The organism is Pseudomonas sp. 2995-3 (genome assembly GCF_002742565.1).
Classification (GTDB): domain Bacteria; phylum Pseudomonadota; class Gammaproteobacteria; order Pseudomonadales; family Pseudomonadaceae; genus Aquipseudomonas; species Aquipseudomonas edaphica.
Genome location: NZ_LJSB01000180.1, coordinates 28,202 through 40,814, shown reverse-complemented (window position 1 = coordinate 40,814; position 12,613 = coordinate 28,202). Strand labels below are relative to the sequence as shown.

Annotated in this window: 10 protein-coding genes and 2 riboswitches; of the genes, 6 read left to right on the top strand and 4 right to left on the bottom strand. The window is 63.0% G+C overall.

The window, feature by feature from the left end:
• Positions 1–49: 49 nt before the first annotated feature.
• On the top strand, positions 50–2,341 hold the full coding sequence (locus AOA62_RS15820) for a fatty acid cis/trans isomerase (protein ID WP_099549118.1): 2,292 nt from the start codon (positions 50–52) through the stop codon (positions 2,339–2,341).
• Positions 2,342–2,435: 94 nt separating this feature from the next.
• Positions 2,436–3,020, top strand: coding sequence for a Fe-S biogenesis protein NfuA (gene nfuA, locus AOA62_RS15815; protein ID WP_017136914.1), 585 nt, complete (start codon positions 2,436–2,438; stop codon positions 3,018–3,020).
• A gap of 194 nt (positions 3,021–3,214) precedes the next feature.
• Here the strand turns inward: nfuA and cobM are convergent, their stop codons facing one another.
• The 4 genes from cobM to AOA62_RS15795 form a co-directional block, all read right to left on the bottom strand.
• On the bottom strand, positions 3,215–3,961 hold the full coding sequence (cobM, locus tag AOA62_RS15810; RefSeq protein WP_099549117.1) for a precorrin-4 C(11)-methyltransferase: 747 nt from the start codon (positions 3,959–3,961) through the stop codon (positions 3,215–3,217).
• 69 nt (positions 3,962–4,030) lie between these two features.
• Entirely contained in the window at positions 4,031–4,423 is a 393-nt protein-coding gene (locus AOA62_RS15805; RefSeq protein WP_017136912.1) for a cobalamin biosynthesis protein, read from the bottom strand.
• The gene (locus AOA62_RS15800; RefSeq protein ID WP_099549116.1) at positions 4,420–5,121 is read right to left on the bottom strand and encodes a CbtA family protein; all 702 of its coding nucleotides are present in this window, start codon (positions 5,119–5,121) and stop codon (positions 4,420–4,422) included. The genes AOA62_RS15805 and AOA62_RS15800 overlap by 4 nt, the downstream gene beginning before the upstream one ends.
• 11 nt (positions 5,122–5,132) lie before the next feature.
• Positions 5,133–5,321 carry a CbtB-domain containing protein gene (locus AOA62_RS15795; protein ID WP_017136910.1) on the bottom strand — a complete coding sequence of 63 codons (189 nt, stop codon included), beginning with the start codon at positions 5,319–5,321 and terminating at the stop codon, positions 5,133–5,135.
• Positions 5,322–5,417: 96 nt separating this feature from the next.
• A riboswitch (cobalamin riboswitch) is annotated at positions 5,418–5,636 on the bottom strand.
• Positions 5,637–5,678: 42 nt separating this feature from the next.
• Positions 5,679–5,879: riboswitch (cobalamin riboswitch) on the top strand.
• 91 nt (positions 5,880–5,970) lie between these two features.
• Between AOA62_RS15795 and cobW the strand changes: the two genes are divergently transcribed.
• The 4 genes from cobW to AOA62_RS15775 all read left to right on the top strand — a co-directional run bounded on the left by cobW (position 5,971) and on the right by AOA62_RS15775 (position 12,581).
• Entirely contained in the window at positions 5,971–7,032 is a 1,062-nt protein-coding gene (gene cobW / locus AOA62_RS15790; protein ID WP_017136909.1) for a cobalamin biosynthesis protein CobW, read from the top strand.
• A 3-nt stretch (positions 7,033–7,035) separates the two neighbouring features.
• Positions 7,036–10,797 (top strand): cobaltochelatase subunit CobN, encoded by a 3,762-nt coding sequence (gene cobN, locus AOA62_RS15785; protein ID WP_099549115.1) that lies wholly within the window; start codon positions 7,036–7,038, stop codon positions 10,795–10,797.
• Between the two features lie 129 nt (positions 10,798–10,926).
• Positions 10,927–11,925: an ATP-binding protein gene (locus tag AOA62_RS15780; RefSeq protein WP_099549114.1), complete on the top strand. Its 999-nt coding sequence runs from the start codon at positions 10,927–10,929 to the stop codon at positions 11,923–11,925.
• A gap of 53 nt (positions 11,926–11,978) precedes the next feature.
• Positions 11,979–12,581 carry a VWA domain-containing protein gene (locus AOA62_RS15775; RefSeq protein WP_099549150.1) on the top strand — a complete coding sequence of 201 codons (603 nt, stop codon included), beginning with the start codon at positions 11,979–11,981 and terminating at the stop codon, positions 12,579–12,581.
• Positions 12,582–12,613 lie beyond the last annotated feature (32 nt).

The window sequence follows — 12,613 nt, the reverse complement described above, 5'->3', positions numbered from 1 at the left end:
GTAGAATTGCCGGCACTTATAGCGCACGCATTGAATCGGGACCGGATACATGTCACTTCGTCTACTCACCAGCGCCGTCCTGGCACTGGTCGCCTGCGTTGCACAGGCCAACGGACCCGCCCCGGCGATTTCGTATACCCGCGACATTCAGCCGATCTTCACCGAAAAGTGCGTGGCCTGCCATGCCTGCTACGACTCCGCGTGCCAATTAAACCTGGGCAGCGCCGAGGGTGCGTCCCGTGGCGCGAGCAAAACCCCGGTGTATGACGGCGAGCGCAGCCAGGCCACGCCGACCACGCGTTTGTTCTACGACGCATTCGGCAAACAGGCCTGGCAACAAAAAGGCTTCTATTCGGTACTCGACGCCCAAGGCAGCCAGGCCGCATTGATGGCGCGCATGCTGGAGCTGGGGCATAACGCGCCGCTGCAACCCAATGCCAAGTTGCCCGATGAGATTGTGTTGGGCCTCAACCGCCAAAACATGTGCGCCATGCCCGGCGAGTTCAATGCCTACGCCGGCAGCCATCCCAAGGAAGGCATGCCGCTGGCGGTCACCGGTTTGACCGACCAGCAATACCAAACCTTGCAGCGCTGGCTCGCCTCCGGTGCGCCGATTGACGAGCAAGGCCTGGCGCCAAGTGCCAGGGAAGCCCTGCAAGTACAGCAGTGGGAAAACCTGTTCAACCAGCCTGGCGCCCGTGAAAGCCTGGTGGCGCGCTGGCTGTACGAGCATTTGTACCTGGCGCATATTTATTTCGAAAACGGTGAGCCGGGGCATTTCTTCCAATGGGTGCGTTCGCGCACGCCAAGTGGCCAGCCCATCGACCTGATCGCCACCCGTCGACCCAACGATGACCCGGGCACCCAGGTGTATTACCGCCTGTGGCCGGTGCAGGGCGTGATCGTGCATAAAACCCACATCACTTACCCGTTCAGCGCGGCGAAAATGGCGCGGATCAAAGACCTGTTCTATTCCGGCGACTGGCAGGTGAGTGCCTTGCCGGGCTATGGCCCCGGTCGTCGTGCCAACCCGTTCGAAACCTTTGAAGCCATCCCGGCCAAGGCGCGCTACCAGTTCATGCTCGATAACGCCGAGTATTTTGTACGCACCTTCATTCGCGGGCCGGTCTGTCGTGGTCAGATCGCCACGGACGTGATTCGCGATAACTTCTGGACCCTGTTCCAGGACCCGGACCACGACCTGTACATCACCGATGCACGCTATCGCGGCCAGGCTACTCCGCTGCTGGCGATGCCGGGGCAGAACGATGACGTGGGCAGTGTGCTGAGCCTGTGGCTGGCCTATCGCGACAAGCGCAACCAATACGAAGCCTTGCGCCGTGACAGCTACGCGGACGTGCCGCCGCCGAGCTGGTCGACCTTGTGGGCGGGTAATGACAACGCCTTGCTGACGATTTTCCGGCATTTCGACAGTGCTTCGGTGACCAAAGGCTTGATTGGCGAAGTACCGCAGACGATGTGGTTGTTCGACTATCCGCTGCTGGAGCGCACCTATTACCAGTTGGCGGTGAATTTCGATGTGTTCGGCAATGTGTCGCACCAGGCCCAGACCCGGCTGTATTTCGACCTGATCCGCAACGGCGCCGAGCAGAACTTCCTGCGCCTGATGCCGGCCGATACCCGCGATGACTTTATGGATGATTGGTACCAGAACAGCGGCAAGCTCAAGCTGTGGCTGGACTACGAGGCGATTGACGACGACAAGCCAAGCGGCTTGCATCTGGATGAAAAAGACCCGAAACGTGACTTCGCCAACCAATTATTGACGCGTTACGGCAATTTGAATGCCAGCCCGGATCCGATCAACCGCTGCACGGGTGCTTATTGCTCGCGCGATGGTATCGACCCGGCGTTGCAGGACGCGGAGCAGGCATTGAGCCGGCTGACATCACGCCCGGCGGCGGGGCTCAAGGTGATTGATCAGTTGCCTGAGGCGACCATGCTGCGTATCGAGACCGCCAGCGGCAAGCGCGTGGTTTACAGCCTGCTGCGTAACCGCGCGCACAGTAATGTGGCGTTCCTGCTGGGCGAGGCTTATCGCTATCAGCCGGGGTTGGATACGGTGACGATCTATCCGGGGGTGCTTAGCAGTTATCCGAACTTCATCTTCAATATCCCTGCGCGAGAGGTGCCCGAGTTTGTGGCGGCCATGGAAAACGCCAGGGATGCCAAGCCGTTCGAGAAGATTGTTGATCGGTGGGGTGTGCGGCGCAGTCATCCGTTGTTCTGGCAATACTTTCACGACCTGTCGCAGTACATCCGCGAGACTGCGCCGTTGGAAGACGGGGTGCTGGATATGAATCGGTATGAGAATCTCTGATGAGTTGGTTGGGCCTTTTCCGACAAAATTACTCGGACTTTGTACCTGCGTAATATTTTGGCGTAAACTGCCGGCAAGCCTGTGAGGAGTTTCCATGACTGCCATAACCATTACCGACGCCGCCCACGATTACCTGGCTGACCTGCTGTCCAAGCAGAACACCCCAGGCATCGGCATCCGCGTCTTTATCACCCAGCCCGGCACCCAGTACGCCGAGACTTGCATCGCCTACTGCAAGCCCGGGGAAGAGAAACCTGAAGACACCGCCCTGGGGCTCAAAAGCTTCACTGCGTACATCGACAACTTCAGCGAAGCCTTCCTCGATGACGCCGTGGTCGACTACGCCACCGATCGCATGGGCGGCCAGTTGACCATCAAGGCGCCCAACGCCAAGGTACCGAACGTCAACGCCGACAGCCCGGTCAACGAGCGCATCAACTACTACCTGCAAACCGAGATCAACCCTGGGCTGGCCAGCCACGGCGGTCAGGTCAGCTTGATCGATGTGGTCGAAGACGGTATTGCCGTGCTCAAGTTCGGCGGCGGCTGCCAAGGCTGCGGCCAGGCGGACGTGACCTTGCGTGAGGGCATCGAGCGCACCTTGCTCGAACGTATCCCGGAGCTCAAGGGTGTACGTGACGTGACCGACCATACGCAGAAAGAAAACGCCTACTACTGAGTAAGGTGTTCACTGCGAAGAAAAAAACGGCGCCCCGTGAGCGCCGTTTTTTATGCTTTAAATTCAGTGTCTTGCGAAGTCTACTTAACAAAGTAGATCAACTGTGGGAGCTGGCTTGCCTGCGATGACGGCCTATCAGCCAACAAATCCGGTGGCTGATACACCGCTATCGCAGGCAAGCCAGCTCCCACACTTCAGGGGCGATATAGGTGCGCATGGCCCGCCCGATACAGCGACGATTCGCTGAAACCATCACTGGCCAGCACCCGACCCACCACAATCAACGCCGTACGCCGAAACCCTTTGGCCGCTACTTTCTCGGCAATATCCGCCAACGTGCCCAGCACCCAATCCTGATCCGGCCACGTTGCGCGGTGTACCACGGCAATCGGGCAGTCCGCGCCGTAGTGCGGCAGCAGTTCGGCGACGATTTTCTCCAGGTGGTTGACCCCCAGGTGAATCGCCATCGTTGTGCCATGCTGCGCCAAGCTGTCGAATGCCTCACCCGCCGGCATGCTGGTTTTATCGGCATAACGGGTCAGGATCACACTCTGGGCGATGTCCGGCAGGGTCAGCTCTGTTTCCAGCAACGCGGCGCAAGCCGACACTGCAGTCACCCCAGGGATGATCTGGAACGGTATGCCCAACTCACGCAAATAACGGATTTGCTCGCCAATCGCGCCATACAGGCTCGGGTCGCCGGAGTGTACGCGCGCCACATCCTGGCCGTTGGCGTGGGCTGCCTTGATCAGCTCAATGATCTGTTCCAGGTGCAATTCGGCGCTGTTGACTACCTGTTCAGCCTGATGACCTTGCAATACCGCCGCCGGCACCAGGGAGCCGGCATAGATGATCACCGGGCAGCTGCGGATCAGCCGCTGGCCCTTGACGGTGATCAATTCCGGGTCGCCGGGGCCTGCGCCGATAAAGTAGACGGTCATGGGAATTCCTGTTGAAAAACGGGCGAGCATGAAAGTTGCTCATGATCGAGGAGGGCAATTATCGGGATTTTAGTCGGCGCACGCCAATGCAAAGGTGGCCTGGGCGGTTTTTTTGCGCGTGATCAACAGGCGGGCAGGGCGCTGGGAGAGCTGTTCAGCCAGGGCCAGGGCGGCGCTTTCGGCGATGCCATAGCAACCTGTATGCGCAAAAGCGACGGCTGACTTGTGGCTCAAGCGCTGTTCATAACCGGCCAATTGTGCAGCACTGAAACACTGCAAGGGCAGCTCCAGCAGTCGGGCCAGGGCCAGCAGGCCGGGTTCAGCCTGTTTGCGATCAATGCTCGCCAACGCGGTGATGCGTTGGCGTTCAATGCCGACGTCGGCGAGGGCTGCGTCAAACAGGCCGAGCAAGGTGTGAACATCACAGCCGCGCTGGCAGCCCAGGCCGACCACCAATGTCATGCCGAGTATTGACTGTCGCGGTTGCGGCGAAACAGCCACGCGCTGATCCAGCCCAAGGCCAGCCAGAAGGCCACGTTAGTCAGGTGCGAGGCGATTTTGAACTGTGCTTCCAGGGCTTCGGGTGCCAGCATCGAATGCACTTGCGGTTGCGGCGCGCCGATCACGTGGGGCACGACCAGGATCGCCACGCCCAACACCTTGAGCAGCCAGCTACGACCAAACACCAGCAGTGCGATACCGGCGGCGGTGGAGGCCGCGGTGCCGATCCACCAGATCTGCCGTTGTGCCAGGTCGGCGGCAGCCGTGCCCGGCAACTCCGGCGGCAGCCCCAGGGTGGGCGCCAGTACAAACGTCGCGTAACCGGCCAAGCCCCAGAGCAACCCTTGAGCCGTGCGGGTCGGCGCGCGCAAGGTGTAGAGGCCGGCCAGCATCAGCGCGAAACCGACCGCTACCACCAGGTTGCCACCGGTGGTCGACAGCACACGCTGCCAGCCATTTTCCGGCTCCCAGGCTTCGGCATCGTGGGTGTGGGCTGCGGCGCCAGCGGCGTGTTCGTGCACCACTTCGGCGGCCGGGGCATTTTCAAAGGTTTCCGCCTGCAGAATCAGCGGGGCGACCCAAAAGCTTTGCAGCAGGGTCAGCAACAGGGCGGCCAGCAGGCCAGTGAAACCTGCGGTTTGGGCAATACGCTTGATCATGTCGGCAGGCCTCAATGGCACGGGAACGCGGCGCTGTGGCGGGTATCGTGGGCGGCGTTGTGCACCGCTTCGATATGCGAGAAACCGGCGAAGTACACCAGGCACGCGCCGAGGATCGACGCGCCAATGGCGGCGCCCAGGCGTTGGCTCAAGGTAGTGGTGCTGCTGGCGGTGTGCGAAGTGCTGCTGATGATCGACATGGCGCGTCCCTTCAGGGGTTCAGGGTGACGCAGGCGCATGAAAACCCCGCGAGGCAGGCGCGCAGGGTTCTGAACAGCGCCCGCCCACCGCGGGTTTGTTATCTGATTTTTTCGGGCCGGTCTCCGGGCTTGCGAGGGGCGCTCTTGGGAAAAGAGGTGGGCCGTATCAAGCATCTCCTTCCCATGCACAGGCACAGTGGATTTGATGCTTCGCTCGCTTACCGTTGCGGGGGCAGCACCGGACTCGTCATCACGCGATGACTCACCGGTTTCCCGTTTCACCCTGTGAAGGGCACCCGAAACAAGATGTGTAGGAGAGCATGGGCGGGCGACGGTAGTCAAATGGCGCGAGCCCCTGTAGCCTTGCACCTTCGAGGTTCTTCGGCCCACGCCGAAGCTAAGAAGGGAACGCGGTCCAAGCCGCGGCTGCCCCCGCAACTGTGAAGGGTTCAGCTGCCTGCCACGCCACTGCCATAACGGCGGGAAGGCGCAGCCAGCGCGGGTCGCAAGACCTGCAAACCCCAAGCCAGGAGACCTGCCTCGCAACCGATTTTCTACTTAACCGGGCGGGGTGATCCGGTGACGAAATCCGCTGCTGCGCGCCGTCGCAGGGTCTATCGTCCCGTCTGCCCGCCCCCAAGGGCATCCGATGAAAACACTGGCCAAACTCCCCGTCACCATCGTTACCGGCTTCCTCGGTTCGGGTAAAACCACCTTGCTGCGCCATATGCTCGACAACGCTCAAGGCCGTCGCATTGCCGTGATCGTCAACGAATTCGGCGAACTGGGCATCGACGGTGAAATCCTCAAGCAGTGCTCCATCGGTTGCACCGAAGAAGAAGCCAACGGCCGCGTTTACGAATTGGCCAACGGCTGCCTGTGCTGCACCGTGCAGGAAGAGTTCTTCCCGGTGATGCGCGAGCTGGTGGCACGTCGCGGCGACCTCGACCATATCCTTATCGAAACCTCGGGCCTGGCCCTGCCAAAACCGCTGGTGCAAGCCTTCCAGTGGCCGGAGATTCGCAGCGCCTGCACGGTTGACGCGGTAATCACCGTGGTCGACAGCCCGGCCGTGGCTGCCGGCACCTTCGCCGCCTTCCCGGACCAGGTTGACGCCCAGCGCAAACTCGACCCGAACCTGGACCACGAATCGCCGCTGCACGAGCTGTTTGCCGACCAGTTGGCCAGCGCCGACCTGGTGATCCTCAACAAATCCGACCTGATCAGCGCCGAAGACCTGGCCCGCGTGCGCCTGGAAGTCGCCGAAGAACTGCCGCCGGCCGTAAAAATCATCGAAGCCAGCAGCGGTCGCCTGCCATTGGACGTGCTGATCGGCCTGGGCGCGGGTTCCGAAGAACACATCGACGGCCGCCACAGCCATCACGATCATCACCATGAAGGTGAAGACGATCACGACCACGATGCGTTCGACTCCATCTCCATCGACCTGCCGCAAGCCGACGAAGCGCTGCTGCTCGACGCCCTGACCCAGTTGGTGGTGCAACACGGCATCCTGCGCGTCAAAGGCTTCGCGGCGATCCCGAACAAGCCGATGCGCTTGCTGATCCAGGGTGTGGGCACGCGTTTCGACAAACATTTCGACCGTGCCTGGGGCGCCGACGAAGCGCGCATCACGCGCCTGGTGCTGATCGGCCAGGAGCTGGATGCGGCGGGCCTCGAAGCGCAGCTGCGCGCAGCGCTCAGCGTTTAACCCATGCACCTGCTCAGGACTCAGCCGGGTGGTTTTGTTTCGGACGACAATATTGCCGACCTTGGGCAAACCCCTGCCGAGCTGGTGATCCTGTGCAGCGGTGATTCCAGCCTTGCACTGTTGGCCGAGGCCGGCCAGCAGTTACCCGATGACTACCCCAGCTTTCGCCTGGCCAACCCCATGCAGGTGCAAAACCACGCCTCGGTCGACCTCTACGTCGACGAGGTGCTGCGCCACGCCAAGGTCATCCTGATTTCTCTGCACGGTGGCATCGGTTATTGGCGCTACGGCATCGAGCGCCTGGTGGAGTTGGCCGAGCGCGGCGTGCAGTTGATTCTGGTGCCGGGCGATGATCGCCCCGACCCGGAACTCAGCGGCTTAAGCACCGTTGGCATGGCTGAGCGCGACCGCCTCTGGCACTTCCTGCGCCAGGGCGGTTTGGGCAATGCGCTGGATTTCTACCGTTGCCTGGCCAGCAGCCACCTGGGCCGCGATTACGCCTGGGACGAGCCGCAAACCCTGGCGCGCACGGCGATTTATCACCCGCATAAACCCCACCCACGGCTGAACGACTGGCAGACCGATTGGCACGCCGACTGGCCGGTGGCGGCGGTGTTGTTCTACCGCTCGCACTTGCAGGCGGCCAATACCGGTTTTATCGATGTGTTCTGCCAACGCTTGCAGGCGGCGGGTCTTAACCCGCTGCCGATGGCGGTGGCCAGTTTGAAAGAACCCGGCTGCCTGACAGTGGTCGAGGACTTGCTGGATGCAGTGCAGGCGGCGGTGATTTTGAACACCACCGGCTTTGCCCAATCCAGCCCGGAAGCCCCGCACCTGCGGCCGTTTCGCCGCAATATCCCGGTGATCCAGGCGATCTGCGCCCAGGACAATCAACCTGGCTGGGAGGCCAGTGAACAGGGCCTTGGCCCGCGTGACCTGGCCATGCACATTGCCTTGCCGGAGCTGGACGGGCGCATTATCAGCCGGCCCATCAGCTTTAAAGATTTAGCCTGGCGCAGCGAGCGCAGCCAATCCGACGTGGTGTGCTACCGCGCAGCGCCGGAACGCATGGATTTTGTCGCTGAACTGGCGCGGCGCTGGGTCGAACTGGCGCGAGTACCCAATGCCGACAAACGCATTGCGCTGATCCTGGCCAATTACCCGACCCGCGACGGCCGCATCGGCAATGGCGTGGGCCTGGATACGCCGGCAGCAGCGCTGAATATCCTGCGTGCGCTGCAAGCCGAAGGTTACCCGGTGCCGAGTGAGTTGCCCGCCAGCGGCACTGCCTTGATCCATGAATTGCTCGGCGGCGTCACCAACGACCTCGACAGCCTCGACCTGCGCCCGTGCCATCAAAGCCTGAGCCTGGACGACTACGAGGCGATGTTCCAGCGCTTGCCCGAAGCCAATCGCCAGGCCGTGCTGGAGCGCTGGGGCGCGCCGCACCACGACCCGATGTGCCGCGACGGGCGCATGATGATCGCCGGCCTGCGCCTGGGCCTGACCTTCGTCGGCATTCAGCCGGCACGCGGTTATCAGGTGGACCACAGCGCGGTGTACCACGACCCCGACCTGGTGCCGCCCCACGGCTACCTGGCGTTCTACTTCTGGTTGCGCCACACCTACGGCGCCCATGGCGTGATCCATGTGGGCAAGCATGGCAACCTTGAATGGCTGCCGGGCAAGGGTGTCGGGTTGTCGCAACATTGCTGGCCGGATGCGCTGCTCGGGCCATTGCCGAATATCTACCCGTTTATCGTCAATGACCCAGGCGAGGGCGCCCAGGCCAAGCGCCGCACCCAGGCGGTGATCATCGACCACCTGATGCCGCCGCTGACCCGCGCCGAAACCTATGGCCCGCTGCGTAACCTGGAGCTGTTGGCAGACGAATATTACGAAGCGCAGTTGCTTGACCCACGCCGTGCCCTCGAGCTGCAAAAAGACATTCTCAAGTTGGTGCGCGAAACCCGAATCGACCAGGAACTTGAGCTGGACAACGACGCTGACGCGGCGGTCTGGCTGCCGCGCCTGGACACCTACCTGTGCGACTTGAAGGAGTCGCAGATCCGCGACGGCCTGCATATCTTTGGCGAGTCGCCCGAAGGCCGCCTGCGCATCGACACCTTGCTGGCCTTGCTGCGCATTCCCCGTGGCGATGGGCGTGGCCCGCAATCGAGCCTGCTGCGGGTGTTGGCCAAAGCCTTCGACCTGGGTTTCGACCCGCTGGACTGTGCCCTGTCCGAGCCCTGGACCGGGCGCCGCCCCGAAGTGCTGCAGAAGATCGACGCGCAGCTGTGGCGTACCGCCGGTGACACCCGCGAACGTCTGGAACTGTATGCCGCGCGACTGATCGAGCAGGCACTGGAAGGGCCGCTCGAACAGCTCGAAGAACCCGGTTGGGAGGACGTGAAGTCGGTCATCGAAGGCCTGCGCATTGTTGTCGCGCCGCGCCTGGACGCCTGCGGCCCCGCCGAAATGCGCGGCCTGCTGGATGCCCTGAGTGGCCGTTTCGTACCTGCCGGCCCCAGCGGTGCGCCAAGTCGCGGGCGCCTCGACGTGCTGCCTACCGGGCGTAATTTCTTCAGCGTGGATGTGCGCAACCTGCCCACTACCACGGCCTGGCGCATCGGCTTTCAATCCGCCAACCTGATCCTTGAGCGGCACTTGCAAGACCACGGCGACCATCTGCGCCAGCTCGGTCTCTCTGTATGGGGCACCGCCACCATGCGCACTGGCGGCGACGATATCGCCCAGGCCATGGCGCTGATGGGCGTGCGCCCGGTATGGGCCACCGGCAGCCAGCGTGTGGATGACTTTGAAATCCTGCCGATCAGCTTGTTGGATCGCCCACGGGTGGATGTGACGCTACGCGTGTCCGGGTTCTTCCGCGATGCGTTCGCCAACCTGATCCGCCTGTTCGATGCGGCGGTGCAGGCGGTGGCGGCGCTGGATGAGCCAGACGACATGAACCCGCTGGCGGCCAAGGTGCGCAGTGAGCGTGAAGCGTTGCTCGAGTCGGGCCTGGATGAAGCGGCCGCGGCAAAGCAGGCCGGCTGGCGCATCTTTGGCGCCAAACCCGGTGCCTATGGCGCGGGTGTGCAGGGCGCGATTGACGGCCGCCTGTGGCAAAGCCGCGAAGACCTGGCCGAGGTCTACCTGAACTGGGGTGGCTACGCCTATGGGGGCGCCGACGAAGGCACCGCCGCCCGCGACCAATTCGCCCAGCGCCTGAGCCAGGTACAGGCGGTGTTGCACAACCAGGACAACCGCGAACACGACCTGCTCGATTCCAACGATTACTACCAATTCCAGGGCGGCATGCTCGCCGCCGTGGAAACCCTGAGTGGCGACAAAGCCTCCAGCTACCATGGCGACCACAGCCAGCCGGACCTGCCGAAGATCCGCACCTTGAAGGAAGAGCTCAACCGGGTGATCCGCTCCCGTGCCGCCAACCCCAAGTGGATCGACGGGGTGAAACGCCACGGTTATAAAGGCGCATTCGAGATGGCGGCCACGGTGGACAATTTGTTCGCGTTCGACGCCACCACTGCACTGATCGACGATCACCAATACGCCTTGCTTGCCGACGCTTACCTGCTCGACGCCGACACCCGCGCCTTTGTGCAGCAGCACAACCCGGCGGCATTGCGCGACATGACCGAACGCATGCTCGAAGCCCAGCAACGCGGCATGTGGCAGGAGCCGGGCGCGTACCGCGAGGCGTTGGAAAACCTGTTGCTGGACATAGAAGAAGACAGCTGACCGATCGTTCCCACGCTCCGCGTGGGAATGCAGCCAGTGACGCTCCGCGTCACAAAAGCGGACGCAGAGCGTCCAGTGAGGCGTTCCCACGCGGGAGCGTGGGAACGATCCAATTTAAAGAGAGCAGGCATGACTGATATCCCCCATTTCCCGCTGTCCGCCGTGGTCGGCGCCGATGAGCTGAAACTGGCGCTGTGCCTGACCGCCATCGACCCGAAAATCGGCGGTGTGCTGATCGAAGGCCCGCGTGGCATGGCCAAGTCGACACTGGCGCGTGGCCTGGCGGATCTGTTGGTCAGCGGCCAGTTCGTCACCTTGCCGCTGGGCGCCACCGAAGAGCGCCTGGTCGGCACTCTGGACCTGGACGCCGCGCTGGGCGAGGGCCGGGCGCAGTTTTCCCCCGGCGTATTGGCCAAGGCCGATGGTGGTGTGTTGTATGTCGATGAAGTCAACTTGCTGCCCGATCACCTGGTCGACCTGCTGTTGGACGTGGCCGCCAGCGGCACCAACCTGATTGAGCGCGATGGCATCTCACATCGCCATTCGGCGCGTTTTGTGCTGATCGGCACCATGAACCCGGAGGAGGGCGAGTTGCGCCCGCAACTGCTCGACCGTTTCGGCTTTAATGTGGCGCTGAGCGGGCAGACTTTGCCGAGCGAGCGCGGGCAGATCATCCGGCGCCGCCTGGATTTCGACAGCAACCCGGCGGCGTTCTGCCGCCAATGGGCCGAACCGCAGGCGGCGTTGCGTGAGCGTTGCACCCAGGCGCGCCAGCGGCTCGACAGTATTGAACTGGACGACCAGGCCCTGGCGCAGATCACCGAGCGGTGCTTTGCCGCTGGCGTCGATGGCTTGCGCGCCGACCTGGTCTGGTTGCGTGGCGCGCGCGCCCATGCTGCCTGGCGCGGCGCGAGTGCCATCGCCGAGGAAGATATCGAAGCGGTGGCCGAGTTCGCCTTGCGTCATCGCCGCCAACCGCAAACGCCGTCGACAAGCCCGCCCGATCCAGGCCAGGCTGCAAAACCGTCTGACCCATCACCCGGCCAGGGCCAGTGGGGCGATATGCCCGCGCCCGCATTGCCCACGGGCGCCCGCCGGGAAGTGCCCGCCTGGCCAAAAAAGCCCTAGGCATTCGCCCTCGACCTGACGCGGGGGCGGATGCCCGGCCCAAGGCAGGGCGACTGGAACATGGCAGGCACGGCAAGGCGCGCAGCGCCCAGCGTGGCGCGATCAATTGGCCGGGCACCTTGCTCGGTGGCCGGCCGCAGTGCCGTGAGGATCTGCTTTATCACCTGCGCAGCCGCGCGGCCCATGAGTTGTGGCTGGTGATTGTCGATGCCTCGGCGTCCACCCGCCGCCATGGCGCGCTGAGCGACGCCAAAGGCCTGCTCGCCCAGCTGTTTGACGACGCCTACCGGCAGCGGGCGCGCATGGCGTTATTGACCGCCAGCGGGCACTCGCCTAAATGGCAGGTGCAGGGGCTCAAGGCCGCCAAAGGCTTGAGTGGCTGGCTGGCGCAGCTGGGCGCCGGTGGCGGCACACCGTTGCTGGCGGCGTTGTCCGAAGCTGGCCAATGGCTGCACGCGCGCCGCCGGCGTTACCCGGCCGAGCAGCAGCGGCTGCTGGTGATTACCGATGGGCGGCTCAAGGCTATCGCTGGGTTGCCCGTGCTCGATTGTCCTGGGCTACTGGTGGATATCGAGCGCGGCCCGATCAGGCTGGGCCGCGCAAAACAGCTGGCGCTTGAGCTGCATCTGGACTATCGGCCTATCGATAGTTTGTAGGCTTGATAAAACTGAACGCTGCCTGATTCCCG

What these genes read in the sequence shown, in the direction of transcription:
- cobN (WP_099549115.1), top strand. Translation starts at nt 7,036, where the DNA reads ATGCACCTGCTCAGGACTCAGCCGGGTGGTTTTGTTTCGGACGACAAT.
- AOA62_RS15805 (WP_017136912.1), bottom strand. Translation starts at nt 4,423, where the DNA reads ATGACATTGGTGGTCGGCCTGGGCTGCCAGCGCGGCTGTGATGTTCAC.
- nfuA (WP_017136914.1), top strand. Translation starts at nt 2,436, where the DNA reads ATGACTGCCATAACCATTACCGACGCCGCCCACGATTACCTGGCTGAC.
- AOA62_RS15820 (WP_099549118.1), top strand. Translation starts at nt 50, where the DNA reads ATGTCACTTCGTCTACTCACCAGCGCCGTCCTGGCACTGGTCGCCTGC.
- AOA62_RS15780 (WP_099549114.1), top strand. Translation starts at nt 10,927, where the DNA reads ATGACTGATATCCCCCATTTCCCGCTGTCCGCCGTGGTCGGCGCCGAT.
- AOA62_RS15795 (WP_017136910.1), bottom strand. Translation starts at nt 5,321, where the DNA reads ATGTCGATCATCAGCAGCACTTCGCACACCGCCAGCAGCACCACTACC.
- AOA62_RS15800 (WP_099549116.1), bottom strand. Translation starts at nt 5,121, where the DNA reads ATGATCAAGCGTATTGCCCAAACCGCAGGTTTCACTGGCCTGCTGGCC.
- cobW (WP_017136909.1), top strand. Translation starts at nt 5,971, where the DNA reads ATGAAAACACTGGCCAAACTCCCCGTCACCATCGTTACCGGCTTCCTC.
- cobM (WP_099549117.1), bottom strand. Translation starts at nt 3,961, where the DNA reads ATGACCGTCTACTTTATCGGCGCAGGCCCCGGCGACCCGGAATTGATC.